The 14,907-nt window shown below is 73.0% G+C and carries 11 protein-coding genes, 1 pseudogene and 1 riboswitch; of the genes and pseudogenes, 2 read left to right on the top strand and 10 right to left on the bottom strand.

Annotated features, from left to right (window positions below):
- Window positions 1-31 precede the first annotated feature (31 nt).
- Both ACWCP6_RS31070 and ACWCP6_RS31065 read right to left on the bottom strand, forming a co-directional pair.
- Window positions 32-2,002 (bottom strand): ATP-binding protein, encoded by a 1,971-nt coding sequence (locus ACWCP6_RS31070; protein WP_450935926.1) that lies wholly within the window; start codon window positions 2,000-2,002, stop codon window positions 32-34.
- A 606-nt stretch (window positions 2,003-2,608) separates the two neighbouring features.
- A complete protein-coding gene (locus ACWCP6_RS31065; RefSeq protein ID WP_450935925.1) occupies window positions 2,609-3,823 on the bottom strand; it encodes an MBL fold metallo-hydrolase in 1,215 nt (404 codons plus the stop codon).
- Window positions 3,824-4,376: 553 nt separating this feature from the next.
- Between ACWCP6_RS31065 and ACWCP6_RS31060 the strand changes: the two genes are divergently transcribed.
- Entirely contained in the window at window positions 4,377-4,997 is a 621-nt protein-coding gene (locus ACWCP6_RS31060; RefSeq protein ID WP_450935924.1) for a TetR/AcrR family transcriptional regulator, read from the top strand.
- Between the two features lie 19 nt (window positions 4,998-5,016).
- On the opposite strand, the gene ACWCP6_RS31055 is transcribed toward ACWCP6_RS31060, so the two are convergent.
- The 3 genes from ACWCP6_RS31055 to ACWCP6_RS31045 form a co-directional block, all read right to left on the bottom strand.
- Window positions 5,017-5,808, bottom strand: coding sequence for an SGNH/GDSL hydrolase family protein (locus ACWCP6_RS31055; RefSeq protein ID WP_450935923.1), 792 nt, complete (start codon window positions 5,806-5,808; stop codon window positions 5,017-5,019).
- Window positions 5,809-6,026: 218 nt separating this feature from the next.
- The gene (locus tag ACWCP6_RS31050; protein ID WP_450935922.1) at window positions 6,027-6,938 is read right to left on the bottom strand and encodes a M23 family metallopeptidase; all 912 of its coding nucleotides are present in this window, start codon (window positions 6,936-6,938) and stop codon (window positions 6,027-6,029) included.
- 4 nt (window positions 6,939-6,942) lie between these two features.
- Window positions 6,943-7,099, bottom strand: a riboswitch (cyclic di-AMP (ydaO/yuaA leader).
- A 293-nt stretch (window positions 7,100-7,392) separates the two neighbouring features.
- The gene (locus tag ACWCP6_RS31045; protein ID WP_450935921.1) at window positions 7,393-9,486 is read right to left on the bottom strand and encodes an alpha-galactosidase; all 2,094 of its coding nucleotides are present in this window, start codon (window positions 9,484-9,486) and stop codon (window positions 7,393-7,395) included.
- Between the two features lie 175 nt (window positions 9,487-9,661).
- Here ACWCP6_RS31045 and ACWCP6_RS31040 point away from each other — a divergent pair, with 175 nt between their 5' ends.
- Window positions 9,662-10,459 (top strand): tyrosine-protein phosphatase, encoded by a 798-nt coding sequence (locus ACWCP6_RS31040; RefSeq protein WP_450935920.1) that lies wholly within the window; start codon window positions 9,662-9,664, stop codon window positions 10,457-10,459.
- Window positions 10,460-10,487: 28 nt separating this feature from the next.
- Here the strand turns inward: ACWCP6_RS31040 and ACWCP6_RS31035 are convergent, their stop codons facing one another.
- From ACWCP6_RS31035 to ACWCP6_RS31015, 5 genes and pseudogenes are all read right to left on the bottom strand, one after another.
- A complete protein-coding gene (locus tag ACWCP6_RS31035; protein WP_450935975.1) occupies window positions 10,488-10,598 on the bottom strand; it encodes a DUF6126 family protein in 111 nt (36 codons plus the stop codon).
- 44 nt (window positions 10,599-10,642) lie between these two features.
- Window positions 10,643-11,335: a helix-turn-helix domain-containing protein gene (locus ACWCP6_RS31030; RefSeq protein ID WP_450935919.1), complete on the bottom strand. Its 693-nt coding sequence runs from the start codon at window positions 11,333-11,335 to the stop codon at window positions 10,643-10,645.
- A 125-nt stretch (window positions 11,336-11,460) separates the two neighbouring features.
- A complete protein-coding gene (locus ACWCP6_RS31025; RefSeq protein WP_450935918.1) occupies window positions 11,461-12,846 on the bottom strand; it encodes an aspartate aminotransferase family protein in 1,386 nt (461 codons plus the stop codon).
- Window positions 12,843-14,723, bottom strand: coding sequence for a 1-deoxy-D-xylulose-5-phosphate synthase (dxs, locus tag ACWCP6_RS31020; protein ID WP_450935917.1), 1,881 nt, complete (start codon window positions 14,721-14,723; stop codon window positions 12,843-12,845). The genes ACWCP6_RS31025 and dxs overlap by 4 nt, the downstream gene beginning before the upstream one ends.
- Window positions 14,724-14,777: 54 nt before the next feature.
- Window positions 14,778-14,907, bottom strand: a pseudogene (locus ACWCP6_RS31015) (flavodoxin-dependent (E)-4-hydroxy-3-methylbut-2-enyl-diphosphate synthase); the annotation flags it as partial.

Genomic DNA, 14,907 nt, shown 5'->3' with positions numbered 1-14,907 from the left:
GCGGGAGCGGAAGGTGGGGGGGTGGGGGCGTTCAGCCGGCGGGTCCGCTCCCGTCGCGCCCGGGCCCCAGGTCGTGTTCGGTGATCGTGTCGAGTGCGGCCTGCGCCTCCGCGAGGCCGATACCGCGCTGGAAGGCGGCCATCAGCCCGGGGTCGTGGTCCACATGACGGTCGGCGTCCTGACGGGTGCCCGGACCGCCCCGCAGCTGCGGGGCGATGTGCTCCTGGGCACGCCGCCTGGGCAGCAGGGGGCGCTCGATGGTGCCGCGTACCACGCCGTTCAGGGGCGTGGGCAGCACACCGGCGTGGGAGTCGGCGGCCGCGCGGTCCTCGGCCCGGACGCCGGGGCGCGCCTCGGACGGGTTGGGCCGGTCGGCGCGGGAGTCCCGCACCGGGAGCGGTGCGAGGCCCGCTCCGCCGGGGCGGGGCGGTGCCGTGTCCTGCCCCGGCAGTGGCTGCAGGGGCACGGGCGGCGCCGGCCGGGCGCGTACGTCGTCGTCGGGGCCGCCCGGCTGCCGGGCGATCGCACCGCCGGGCGTGCCCGGAAGCGTGCCGGGTACATCGGCGGAGGCTCCCGGAAGCGGGATGCGTACGTCTCCGGGGGCTCCCGGCAGCGGGGGCCGGACGGCAGCGGGCCCGCCCTGCCGCCGGCCGCGCGCGTCGACGGGCGCCGCTGCCCGGAATGCCCGCGGGTCCCTCGCGGCGGGGGCAGCGTGCGGCCCCGCCCCCGTGTCCCGTACGTCCTGGAGGGCGGCCGGGGCCGTGGCGTGCGGGTGGACGGCGGGCACGGCGTCGGCCTCCTCGGCGCCGAGGAGGCCCTTCGGCAGGACGACCACGGCCTGGATGCCGCCGTAGATGTTGGTCTGCAGACGCACCGCGACGCCGTGCCTGCGGGCCAGTTGGGAGACCACGAACAGACCGATCCGGCCGTCCTGGAGCAGGCTTGCGACATCGACCTTGTCGGGGTCGGCGAGCAGCGCGTTCATGGTGTTCTGCTCGGCGACGGGCATCCCGAGGCCGCGGTCCTCCACCTCGACGGCCAGCCCCGAGGTGACGCCGTTGACACGGATCAGCACCTGGGTGTGCGGGGCGGAGAACACCGAGGCGTTCTCGACGAGTTCGGCGAGCAGGTGCACGACGTCGGCGACGGCGTGGCCGCGCAGGGTGCCGTCGATCGGCGGCACGAGTTTGACCCGCGAGTAGTGCTCGACCTCGGCGGTGGCCGAGCGCAGCACCTCCATCATGGAGACGGGGCTGCTCCACTGGCGGCGGGAGACGGCGCCGCCGAGCACAGCGAGGTTCTCGGCGTGGCGGCGGATACGGGTGGCGAGGTGGTCGACCGAGAACAGGCCCTTGAGCAGGTCGGGGTCCTCGATCGAGTTCTCCAGGTCGTCGAGGATGGAGATCTCGCGGTGCACCAGGGACTGAAGGCGCCGGGCGAGGTTGACGAAGACCTCGACCTTGTGTTCGCTGCGGGCGTGGCCGGACAGCTGGGCCGCCTGGACGACGGCGCCGACGGCGGCGTCCTGGGCGCGCGTCAGCTCGGCGGCGAGCAGATCGAAGTCGTCGCCGTCGGCGGGGCGTGCGGGGGTGCGACGGGCGGGCGGCGGGTCGCCGCGGCGCAGGCTCTCTACGAGGCCGCGCAGCTCGGCCTGGCCGCGTGCGCTGGAGCGGCGCAGCGCGTTCACACGGTCGCGCAGCGCCCTGGCGGTGCGGTCGGCGGCGATGGCGGCCGTGGCGAGTCCGGCGAGGGCGACGCCGCCGGAGCCGGCGAGGACCGCCCAGAGCACGGGGCTCGGGTGCGCGGCCGTCGAGCGCACGGTGAACAGGACGGCGGCGCCGGCGCACAGGGAGACCGCGAGCGCGGGAAGTACGGCGATGCGCAGGAGCTGGGTGCGTATGTGGGTCTCGGGAAGTGGGGGGACGGTGCGGCCGCCCGGCCTGCCGTGCCGTCCGCCCTCACGGCGGTCGGTTCGCGCGGCCGGGGCGCGAAGGTGAGACATCGGTTTCCTCGTACGGTCCGTCGGGACTCCTGCGGCGCGACAGGGCATGCGGCATCGCAGACCGGCGCGGCGAAGGGGTCGGTTCATGATCCCTGCGTTGCCCGGCGGCCACACACAGTAGTCGTCAACCCATCACCTTCGGCGGGCAGTTGATGAACTCCAACACCCAACATCCCGCTGTGGTATGAGGGTTCGCACGGCAGACCGAATAGATGCGTGGGACATCTGTTCGCGGTGCGTATATGCGGGTCGGCTGTGCGGAGTCGGGTGCACGGGGTCCGCGCAGCGCGCGAGCCCTCGGTGCTCCGTGCTCGGTACTCCGTGGTCCGCGCTCGGTGCTCGGTGCTCCGTGCTCGGTACTCCGTGGTCCGCGCTCGGTGCTCGGTACTCCGTGCTCGGTACTCCGTGCTCCGTGCGGGAGGCTTGTGTTCCACGGAGCGGGTTTCGCCCGGGGAGCATCCGCGTGCGACGCGGCCGGGCTCCGGGGGGCGCGCAGGGCACCCGTGTGCGACACGGGACATCGCGCGGACGGGGTGCCCGCATGCGGATACGACTGCGGGCCGACCGTGGTGTCCGGTCGGCCCGCAGTGCGATGTCCGTCGGCGCTCAGCCCACGACGGGCGCCGCCTCCGGTTCACCCGTGTCGTCGGAGGCGGAGCCGGCCGTCCGGCCGGCGGGCGCGGCCTCCGGCCGTTTCGGCCAGCCGCCGGCCGGTGCTACGGCGACCGGCCGCCACCAGGGCTCGGCCGGTACATCGGCGGCCGTGGGCTCGAAGGGCTGTCCGGGGCGCGGCAGTGCGAGAGCGGCACCGGCACGCCCCGCCGCCGCGAGGGTGCCTTCACCGGGCTCGGCCCACGGGTGCGGCGCCAGGTTGAAGGTGCCCCAGTGGATCGGCAGCATCACTCCGGAGGGACGCCCGCCCTGGAGGTCGAGATGGGCGCGCATACCCTCCTCGGGGGTCATGTGGATGTCCGGCCAGAAGTCGCTGTACGCGCCGATCTGGATCATCGTCGCGTCGAACGGCCCGTGCTCCGCACCGATGTCCAGGAAGCCGGGGAAGTAGCCGGTGTCGCCGCTGTGGTAGATGCGGTGTTCGTCGCCCGCGACGACCCAGGACGCCCATAGCGTGTGCTGCTGGTTGCGCAGCCCGCGTCCGCAGAAGTGGCGGCCGGGCGTGGCCGTCAGCTTCAGGCCGGCGATGTCGGTGGACTCGTTCCAGTCCAGTTCGCGCAGCCGCCCGGCGGAGACGCCCCAGCGCTCCAGGTGGGCGCCCACGCCGAGCGGCACCGCGAACACGGTGTCCGTACCGGCGAGGCTCTTGATCGAGGGAAGGTCGAGATGGTCGTAGTGGTCGTGCGAGATGACGACCGCGTCGACCGGGCCGAGCGCGGCGAGCGGCACGGGCACGGGGTGCAGCCGCTTGGGGCCGACGAAGGCGAAGGGCGAGCAGCGCTCGCCCCAGACGGGATCGAAGAGCACCCTTCGGCCGTCGATCTCGGCGAGCACGCTGGAGTGCCCCATCCAGGTGAGTCTGAGGCCGGTCGCCGGGGGCTTGGCGATGTCCGCGAGCAGGGTGGGGTGCACCGGGACCGTGCCCGCCGGACCGCGCCGGGCGCGTGCCTCCTTCTCGAAGTAGACCTTCGCGAATTCCAGCGTCGAGCCCGTCGGCCGGGTGCGCGCCCCGACCGGGTTCTGGAACGACCCGTCGGCGAAGTTCGGCGACCTGCGGATCCGCTCCAGCCGGTCGCCGGCCGGGTCGGCGCCGAACGCGGCGGGCCGCAGCGAGCGAAGTCCGGAGGTCAGGGAACGGCGTCCGGTCACGGTGCCTCCTGAGGGAATCGGGTCGGGCATCCCATTATGTGGCGGGCCGGCGGCGCACGGGATACCGGCTCCCCCTTGTGCGACGCCCGTCACAGCGGGGCGGGCCGGTCCGGGAGATGTCGCGTTCCCGGGCCCTCTTCGTCGTACGGGTGACAGCGCATCGGAACGCACGGGAGGCGGCTCCCGTCGCCCGTATCCCGCCCGCCCCTCCCCGGGCCCGCTTCGTCCGCCTGCATCCGCTTCGTGGAGCGGTGCTCCAGGTGCGTGTACGGGACCGTCCCGGACCCGGCGAAGGCGCCCGCCCACCGGCCGCGGGCGCTCCGGGCGGATGGTGACCGCCGCCCGGGCCGAAATGGTGACCGTCGCGGCGATCGGCCGCTCGGGGTGCATGGACTTCGGCTCCTGCGATCTGCGGGGCGCCGAGGCCGGGTGCGGTCCCCGCCTTCCCGGGCGCGCGGGCTCCGGGGCGCCGGGTGAACGGCCCCGCGGGGTGTGCGCCTTGCGGGACCGCCCCGCGCTGTCCGCGTGCGGGGCGAGGATCTAATGTTTGCCCGTGGCAAGAGTCCGGTTGAGCGTGGCCGAGCGGCGTGAGGAGCTGCTGCGTGCCGCCGTCGAACAGATCGAGGCGCGGGGCGTGGCGGCCGTCCGTATCGCCGATGTCGCCGCCCGTCTCGGTGTGAGCAACGCCCTGGTGCTCTACCACTTCTCGACGAAGGAGAAGCTCGTCGCGGAGGCCTTCGCGTATGCGGCCGAGGGTGACCTCGCGCATCTGCGCAAGCTGCTGGGCCGGCGCACCTCGGCGGTGCGCCGGCTGCGGGCCGCCGTGCGCTGGTACGCCCCGACCGGTCCCGCCAAGGGCTGGCGGCTGTGGATCGAGGGCTGGGCGGCGGCGCTGCGGGAGCCTGCGCTGCGCGAGGTGGCCCAGGACCTCGACCGGCAGTGGAAGGCCGCGCTGACGGAGGTCGTCGCCGAGGGGGTCGCGGGCGGCGAGTTCCACTGCCCGGACCCGGTGTCGACGGCCCTGCGCCTCACGGCCTTCCTGGACGGCCTCGCCGTGCAGATGACGGCGTACCGGGGTGCGCTCTCGCAGGCCCGCATGCGGGACTGGGTCGACGAGGCGCTCGCCCGGGAACTGGGCCTGGACCGGGCGGATCTGACGGCGACCGCCCGTTGACAGCCGTCCGCGGGCACACCTACAGGGGCATCAGGTCCGGCCGCTTGGCCTCGACGTGGTCGCCGGACGACTCGCCGCGCAGCCGGCGTCCGATCCACGGCACCAGGTAGTCGCGCGCCCAGTGGATGTCGTCGCGGCGTACCTCAAGGGTGCCGCGCGGCGGCAGCGGCGGCCAGGGCTGGTCCGGGTCGGCGGGCACGTCGAGCCCGAGGACCTGGCCCGCGCGCAGCGCGACCCTGGTGTGCCCCTCGGCCGAGAGGTGCAGCCGGTCGTCGTCCCAGGCCCTGCGGTCCTGCACGGTCCTGAGGGACCACAGGTCGAGGACGGGGCAGCCGTACCGGTCGGCGATGGCACGGACGTGGCCGTTGTAGGTGGCGATCCTCCCGCGCAGGTGCTTGAGCACGGGGACGCCCCGGGTGTCGAAGCCGGTGGTCACCATGACGGTGCCGACGGCGGAGGAGAGGTCGGCCACGGCCCGCTCGAAGCGTTCGGCGACCTCGTCGGGGTCGGTGCCGGGGCGGATGATGTCGTTGCCGCCGGCGCAGAACGTCACCAGGTCCGGGGCGAGTTCCTTGGCCCGCGGCACCTGGTCCGCGACGATCTGGTCGAGGAGCTTGCCGCGCACGGCGAGGTTGGCGTAGCGGAAGGTGTGTTCGGGAAGCCGGTCGTCCAGCAGGACGGCCAGCCGGTCGGCCCATCCCACGAAGCGTCCGTCGGGGCCGGGGTCTCCGACGCCCTCGGTGAAGCTGTCGCCGAGGGCTGTGTAGGACCTGTAGGTGTCACTGGTGAGGGATGTCGACTCTGCTGCCACGTCCGTACATCCTTCACCTTCCTAAGTGACCTACGCCACCGTAGGAAGGGGTTGACGCCTGGTGAGATACGCCACCGTCCGAGATGCGCCCGATCCGGAATAGATCGGCGACCTCGTGAACACGTGGGGGCCGCACCCCTGTTGGAGGGTGCGGCCCCGCGTGATCGGCTCGGTCCGTCAGGAATCCGAGCCGGTCCGGATGGTGCCCGGGTGCCGGGTCAGACGCCCACGCCGTGGGCACGCAGGTAGGCCAGCGGGTCCACGTCGGAGCCGTAGTTGGGCGTGGTACGGATCTCGAAGTGCAGGTGCGGTCCGGTGACGTTGCCCGTGGCCCCGGAGAGGCCGAGCTGCTGGCCCGCGACCACGGTCTGGCCCGCGGAGACGGCGAGCTGCGACATGTGGGCGTACTGGGCGTACATGCCGTCGGCGAGCCGGATGACGATCTGGTTGCCGTACGCGCCGCCCCATCCGGCGCTGACGACGGTGCCCGCGCCGACGGCCTTGAGCGGGGTGCCGGTCGGCACCACGAAGTCGACGCCGGTGTGGTAGCCGCTGGACCACATGGCGCCCGCCTTGTGGTACGGCGTGCCGATGGTGGCACCGGTGACGGGGAGCACGAAGCCGGTCGCGGTGGTGGCCGCGGCGTCGGTGGCGTCGGCCACCTTCGACGCGGCGCGGGCGACGGCGGACTCGGCGGCGGCGGGCTTGGGCGCGGACTTGGGCACGGAGGCAGGCTTGGGCGCGGACTTGAGCGCGGCGGCAGGCCTGGGTGCGGTGGCGTGGGCTCCGACGACCAGCTTCAGGCCCGGGTGTATCAGCGCCGGGTCGGCGCCGACGGCCTTCCGGTTGTCCGCGTAGAGCCGCTGCCAGCCGCCGACGACATGCCGGACATCGGCGATCCTCGCGAGGCAGTCGCCCGCCTTCACCGTGTAGACCGCGGGGGCGGCCTGTGGGGCGGTGACGACGGTCCTGGGGGCGGCCTGTGGGGCGACGGTCCCGGGGGCGGCGGCGTGCGCGCCGGTGGCACCGAGGAACGGCAGCGCGAGCGCGGCACCACCCGTGCCGGCGACGGCGAAACGGCGGGTGAATCGCAGGGACTTCGGACGGCGGTGTTTACCCTTCGCGGGCATGGCGAATTCCTCTCCGGTGCCTGCGAGGTGAGCTGTCGGGTTCGGGCGGAGGCGCCCGGCCGCCTTTGCAGGTGCGGCTTCACCCCGAGCCGGCCCGGCGACCCGGGCGGCGAACTACCTGCGGATCCCACGCTCCTGCCGTGCACGGGTGAGTGCGGTTGTCCGGACGGCGGCAGGACTCGGCGTTCCATCCGGCTGAACGGGAACGTAAGCGAGTGCGAATGTCCGGGACAAGGGATGAATTCCCTTTTGTTTCGCCTTGCTTGATCCTTTCCGGAAATTACGGTCACATTCCACACGGAAACGATCTCCACGCGTGCGCCAACACCGTTGGGGCGACAGGGGCATTGCCCGGCGGAGATCGCCGCGCACCGCCACGACTATGACGCTGCTCACGACGGCGGTCTCATGATGGCCTATTTCAGGGCTAGTTCCAGCAAAAGGCGCAATTCGGTCAAATAAGACAGAAGCGGAAAATGGCCGCGTCCATGTCTCCCCTGAGGCCGGTGTCCAGTCCGTGGTGCAGCAGCACCGCACCCCGGTGCACCGCCCCGGTGTCCCGGCACCGGTACTCCGCGTCCGGCCGGAGCCCCCGCAGCCGCACCGGCGCAACCGGCTCCCCGTACGACTGCGCGGGCAGCCAGGCGAGCACGACGGCGTCGTCCCCGTGGACGTACTGGACCGCTGCCGGCCCGTCCCCCGGCGGGCGCAGACGGTAGAGATCGCCGCGCTGCACCACCGGGCGGATCTCCTTGTAGAGGTCCACCCAGCGCCGGGCCTCGGCCAGCTCGTCGTCGGTCCACCGGGTGAGGTCGCCGCCCACCCCGAGCACCCCGGCCATGGCGCCGACGAAGCGGAAGCGCATGCTGCTGACCCTGCCGTTGAGCTGCACGTTCGGGCTGTCCGTGACCCAGGCGGCCATCACCCGCGCCGGGTGCAGCTGGCTGAAGCCGTGCTGGATGGCGAGCCGGTCGACCGGGTCCGTGTTGTCGGAGGGCCACACCTGGTCGGTGCGCGCCAGGATGCCGAGGTCGACCCGGCCGCCGCCGCCGGAGCAGGACTCGAAGGCGACGGCCGGGTGGGCGGCGCGCAGCCGGTCCAACAGGGCGTACAGGGCATGCACATGCGCGTTCCAGAGCTTCTGGGGGTACGGCTCCCCCGGCCATCCCGGATCGGTGAAGCAACGGTTGAAGTCCCATTTCACGTAGTCGACGGGCGCGCTCCTCAGCAGGGCGTCGAGACGCTCCCACAGGTGCTCCTGGACGTCCCGGCGGGCGAGGTTCAGCACCAGCTGATGGCGGAACTCGGTGCGGGCGCGGCCCGGCATGTGCTGCACCCAGTCGGGGTGGGCGCGGTAGAGAGCGGAGTCCGGATTGACCATCTCCGGCTCGACCCAGAGCCCGAACTGCATGCCCAGTGCGTGCACCGCGTCGGCGAGGGGTTCCAGGCCGCCGGGGAAGCGGTCCGGGTTCGGGGTCCAGTCACCGAGCCCGGCCCGGTCGCCGGTCCGCGCGCCGAACCAGCCGTCGTCGACCACGAACAGCTCCACGCCCAGGGCCGCCGCCCGGCGGGCGAGAGCCAGCTGCTGCTCCTCGCCGATGCCGAAGCCGGTGGCCTCCCAGGAGTTGTAGAGCACCGGCCGGTCCCGCCCGGCACCGGGAACGACGTGCGCCCGCTGGTACGCGTGCCAGGCGCGGCTCGCCCCGCCGAAGCCGCCGTCGGTCCACAGGCCCGCGAAGACGGGCGTGACGTACTCCTCGCCGGGCGCCAGCAGCCACTGGCCCGAGTCGTCGTGCCCGGTGCCCCCGGTGATCTGGACCGCCCCGTCGGGGATCTGCTGCACGGCGATCCGCCATGACCCGGACCAGGCGAGCGCACAGCCGTACACCTCGCCGTGCTCCTCGGTCGCCGTCCCCTCGGCGTCCAGCGCGACCCACGGCAGATGCTGGTGACCGGTGTGCCCGCGCCGGCTGCCGACGACCTTCTCGCCGGGGGTCAGCTCGCAGCGCACGAGGCGCGTCTCGGCCGCCCAGCGCCCGTGCAGCTGGGTCAGCCGCCACCGGTCGCGGTGCGGCAGGGTCCACGTGGCGGAGTCGGCGCGCAGCAGCTCCAGGGACGGGTCGCCGGTGCCGCCCTCGTGGCGCAGGACGGCGGAGCGCTCCACGACGTCGTCGCGCATCGCGTACCGCAGGGTGATCGCCAGCCGGTGCACGTCGTCGGCGAAGTGCAGCCGCAGCACGTCCCCCTCGGCCGTCGAGCCGCGGTGGCGCCACCGGGTTCCGCGCACCTCGGCGGTCCGGACGGACAGGGCGGGTCTGACGAAGCGGGGACCGCCCTCCACCGGATACTCCTCGCGGCCGTCCAGCGGCGACTCGAAGGGCCACGGCCGGGGCAGGGGCGCGGCGGCGAGGGCCTCCGCGTCGGCGAGGGCGATCCGCGGCCCCCAGTGGAGGTGCAGCAGCTCGTCGGCGTCCGTGAGCCGGAGCGCGTAGCTGCTGGTGGGGCCCGCGAGGAGCCACGTACGACCGTCCTTGCCGACCTCGATCATCAGGCCCCCGCAGAGTCGGACACATCCGCTCGGACCCGCACATCATCGGGGGTGGATGCCGGGCGGACAACGGTTCGGGCGCAGATGATTGCCCCAGGAATCCATGTCGTATCGTCGAGGGACGTCTCGCCGACGAGCGGCGTCGATGCGGGCGGAAGAGCGGGAGGAGCCTCACGTGACGCAGCAGGTGCCGTCGACCGAGCCGGAACTGGCCGGAGTGCGCAACTTCCGCGATGTGGGCGGTCTGCCGACCGCGGACGGGCGCCGGGTGCGGGCCGGTCAGCTCTTCCGCAGCGGCCACCTCGCGCACGCCACCACCGAGGACGCCGCGTTCCTGTCCTCCCTCGGGCTGCACACGATCTTCGACTTCCGCAATGCCGCCGACCGGAAGCTGGAGGGCCCGGACGTCGATCTGCCGGGCGTGCGCAACGTGAACCTGCCGTTGAGCGACCCGGCGGACGGCGCCGAGTTCTGGAAGATGGTCAGGGACGGCGATCTGCCGCAGCTGCGGTCCATACTCTCCGACGGCCGCGGGGCCGGCCGCATGATCGCCTCGTACCGCACGATCATCACGCAGCGCACCGCCGAGCACAGCCGCGTGCTGCACGACATCGCCGGGGACAGCGTGCCGGTGCTGATGCACTGTGCGGCCGGCAAGGACCGTGCGGGCCTGTCGGTCGCCGTGACCCTCCTCGCCCTGGGCGTCGAGCGCGAGGCGATCCTCGCGGACTACCTGGAGTCGAACGCGGCGCACCGGCGCTACAAGGTCCACCGCAGCAGCACATCGCCCGACGCCCTGTCCCCGGAGGTCATGGAGCTGCTGAGCCCCCTCTTCGACGCCCGGGCCGAGTACCTGGCGGCGGCCTTCGCCACGATCGAGGAGAAGTGGGGCCGGGTCGACACCTACCTGGAGAAGGGGCTGAAGCTCGCCCCCGAGACCCGGGAACGGCTTCGCGAGCGGCTGCTCGACTGAGCCCGGCGGCTGCGTCGCGGCCCGGCGGCTACTTGGCGCCCACCTCGAACAGCAGGTAGACGAACGCCGCGAAGAGGTGTCCGACGGCGATGTAGATGATGAGCCGGATCCACAGGGCCCGCGGGAACTTCTCCTCCATCGAGCGGCGCGCGGGCTCCTGGGACCGGGGCTGCGAGTGCTGGGTCATCGGGTCTCTCCCGGGCTCGGGTGGCCCGCCGCCGGGCCCAGGCACAGCGTGGCCGTGGGGCTCTGCAGCAGGGTGTGGACGAACAGCAGGTCCGCCCCGCCGCGATCGGCGGCGGCGATGCGGTGCGGCGTCAGCGAGTCGAAGTGCGCGCTGTCACCGGGGCCGAGGGCGTGCGCGGTGTCACCGAGCCGCAGCCGCAGCTGCCCCCGCAGGACGTACAGCCACTCCTCGCCGGGGTGGACGCGCACGATGTCCCCCTGCGCCCCGTACGGGACGTGGACCCGCAGGGCCTGCATCCCGCGTCCCGGGGCGCCCGCCTGCCAGTAGGTCCAGCCGCCCGCACGGGTCGGCTCCATGGCGGCGGCGCTCACGACCGCGTCCCGGTCGGCGACGGTCTCGCCGAGCAGTTCGGAGACCGTCGTACCGTAGGTGCGGGCGAGTGCGAGCAGCATCGGCAGCGAGGGCTGGCGATGGGCGGTCTCCAGACGGGACAGGTGCGCCGGTGACAGCCCCGCGGCCTGCGCGGCTGCCTCCAGCGTCAGCGCCGCGCGCCGGCGCAGCTCACGCAGCCGGGGCGCGACCGCGGTCAGTTCGCCGGGGCCGGAGGTCCCGGGGTCGGACGGCCGCGCGCCCTCGGACTCCTGTCCCGGGGGCCACGCCTCCGAAGGGTCGTGCTCGGAAGGGCTCATGCCTCGATTGAGCCAGAGCTGTGCCTCCTGGGCAAATTTCTTACCCAGGAGGCAAAATCGCGCGCGGCCGGTTGCGGGACGGGCCCGGCGGGGACGCGGCCCGCGCGGTGCGGGTCGTCGCCCGGTCAGCGGTTGGCGACCGCCTGCTTCACCAGGGTCCTGCCGAAGTCCCAGATCAGCCCGCCGCCGCTGTGTGCGTCGTCCATGACGGCCGTGAACGCCTCCACGAAGCGGTCCGCATCCTCCTCGGACAGGACGAGCGGCGGGATCAGCTTGATGACCTCAAGGTGATCGCCGGACACCTGCGTGAGGATGCGGTGCCGCTGGAGCAGCGGGACGACGACCATCTGCGCGAACAGCCCCTTGCGGGCGGTCTGCAGCATGGTCCAGCGGCTGCGCAGCTTGAGCGAGTTCGGCCGCCCGAACTCGATGCCGATCATCAGACCGCGCCCACGCACCTCGCCGAGCAGCTCGTACTTGTCCACGAGCGCCGCAAGGCGCGACTTCAGGGACTCGCCGACCGCACGGGCGTGGGCCACGGTCCGGTCGCTCTCCATGACCGACAGCACGGCGAGGCCCGCCGCCATGGCCTGGGCGTTGGCACCGAAGCTGGCCGAGTGGACCAGGACCCGGTCCATCGACGAGTAGACCTTCTTGAAGATCCAGTCCTTGCCGAGCGTGGCGCCCACCGGTACATAGCCCCCGGACAGCGCCTTGGCCACGCAGACCAGGTCCGGCTCGACGCCGTCGTCGTGCTGGTAGGCGTAGAAGTCGCCCGTGCGGCCGAGGCCGGTCTGCACCTCGTCGGCGATGAGGAGCGCCTTGTGCCGGTGCAGGAGGTCCTGTGCGGCGCGCAGATACCCGGACGGGGCCTCGTGGACGCCCTTGCCCTGGATCGGCTCGACGATGAGCGCGGCCACGTCGCCCTGCTTCAGCTCGCGGGCCAGCGCGTCGAGGTCGCCGAGCGGGACGGCCGTGTCGGGCAGCAGCGGCGCGAAGCCGTCGCGGAAGCCGGTCTCGCCGTTGACGGACAGCGAGCCCGTGGTGAGCCCGTGGAAGGCGTGTGCGCAGTACAGGACGCGCGGCCTGCCGGTGGCGTAGCGGGCGAACTTCAGGGCGGTCTCGACGGCCTCCGTGCCGCTGTTGCCGAAGAAGACGCGGTCCAGGTGCGGGCTGTGCGCCAGCAGCCGCTCCGCGAGCAGCCCGGGCAGCGGCTGGCAGTCGAAGCGGGTGAGGTCGGCGAGGGAGGCGTCGAGGACGTCGTGCAGCGCCTTGCGGACCACCGGGTGGTGGCGGCCCAGGCCCATCACGCCGAACCCGGCGAGCATGTCCAGGTAGTCGTTGCCGTCCTCGTCCCAGAAGTGTGCGCCCTCGGCCCGCTCGTAGACCTTGTCGAAGCCGATGGTGTGCAGCATCCGGGGCAGCTGGTGGTTGAGGTACTTGGCGTGCAGCTCGTACCGCTCGCCGCCCCGCTCGGCGAGCAGTGCGCCGAGGTCGAACTCCGTGCTCATTCCTGCTTCTCCTTGACTGCCGGGCTGCCGCTGATCCGCCCTGCGATCTCGACGGGCGTCAGCCCGATGTCGGCCAGCACCTCGCCGCGCTTGGCGTGGGCCAGGAACTGCTCGGGGATGCCGAACCGCCGCACCGGCACGTCGACGTCGGACTCGCCGAGCGCGAGCGCGACCGCGGCGCCGACGCCTGCGGCCCGGCTGTTGTCCTCGACCACCGCGACGAGGCGGTGCCGCGCGGCGAGGGCCGGGAGGGCCGGGTCGACGGGCTTGACCCACCGCGGGTCGACGACGGTGCAGCGGACGCCGCGCTCCCGGAGCAGCTCGGCGGTCTGCAGGCAGACGGGTGCCATGACGCCGACGGCGACGAGCAGCACGTCGGGCGACTCCTCGCGCAGGAGGACGTCCATTCCGCCGATCCGGTCGAGCGCCGGGATCGCGGGTCCCGCCGACTCCTTGGGGAACCGCAGCAGCGTCGGGGCGTCGTCGACCGTGACCGCCTCGCGCAGCTGGGCGCGCAGCTGGTCGGCGTCGCGCGGCGCGGCGATGCGCAGCCCGGGGACGACCTGGAGGACCGACATGTCCCACATGCCGTTGTGGGACGGTCCGTCGACGCCGGTCACGCCGGCCCGGTCCAGGACGAAGGTGACGCCGCAGCGGTGCAGGGCGACGTCCATGAGCAGCTGGTCGAAGGCGCGGTTGAGGAAGGTGGCGTAGACGGCGACGACCGGGTGCAGCCCGCCGGTCGCCAGGCCGGCCGCGGAGACGACGGCGTGCTGCTCCGCGATCCCGACGTCCCACACCCGGTCGGGGAAGCGCTCGGCGAACTTCGTGAGCCCGACCGGGTGCAGCATCGCCGCGGTGATCGCCACGACGTCCTCGCGCTCCGCCCCGAGCTCGGCCATCTCGTCGCCGAACACGGAGGTCCACGACGGGCCGCCCGACGGCGCCAGCGGCTCACAGGTCAGCGGGTCCATGACGCCGACGGTGTGGAAGCGGTCCGCCTCGTCCGCGAGGGCGGGCTCGTAGCCGCGGCCCTTCTCGGTGAGGCAGTGCACCAGGACCGGGCCGTGGAAGCGCCTGGCCCGGCGCAGTGCCGACTCGACGGCGCCGATGTCGTGGCCGTCGATCGGGCCGACGTACTTCAGGCCCAGGTCCTCGAACATGCCCTGGGGCGCGAAGGCGTCCTTGAAGCCCTTCTTCGCCCCGTGCAGGGACTCGTACAGCGTCCGCCCGACCACGGGGGTGCGCTGGAGGACGTCCTTGCCCCAGGCGAGGACCCGCTCGTATCCGTCGGTGGTGCGCAGCGTGGCGAGATGGTTGGCGAGGCCGCCGATGGTGGGGGCGTAACTGCGCTCGTTGTCGTTGACGACGATGATGAGCGGCCGGTCCTTGGCGGCGGCGATGTTGTTGAGCGCCTCCCAGGCCATCCCGCCGGTGAGTGCCCCGTCGCCGATGACGGCGACCACATGGCCCCGGTCCCCCTGCACCTGCCGCGCCTTGGCGAGCCCGTCGGCCCAGCCGAGCGCGGTCGAGGCGTGGCTGTTCTCGATGACGTCGTGCTCCGACTCCTCGCGCGAGGGGTAGCCGGACAGGCCGCCCTTGCCGCGCAGCTTGGAGAAGTCCTGCCGGCCGGTCAGCAGCTTGTGGACGTAGCTCTGGTGGCCGGTGTCCCACAGGATGCGGTCGACGGGCGACTCGAAGACCCGGTGCAGCGCGATGGAGAGCTCCACCACCCCCAGGTTGGGTCCGAGGTGGCCGCCGGTCCTGGCGACGGCGTGGATCAGGAACTCCCGGATCTCCTCCGACAGTGTGTCGAGTTGTTCCTCGGACAGCGCCTTCAGGTCGCGCGGCCCCCGGATGCTCTCCAGAATCGTCACGCTCGGGCCCCCTCTCGGTACGGACTGGACGTGCTGTGCGTGTGGTGCGCGGGTTCAGCCGACGGTGACGGCGGGTGCCCCCGGTATCCCGCCGTCCTTCTCCATCTGCTCGGCGAGCTTCATCGCCTCTTCGATGAGGGTCTCGACGATCTTCGACTCGGGCACGGTCTTGATGACCTCGCCC

Source organism: Streptomyces sp. NPDC002004 (assembly GCF_053593975.1).
The sequence above is the reverse complement of the archived record's forward strand: the minus strand, read 5'-3'. Positions and strand labels throughout refer to the sequence as shown.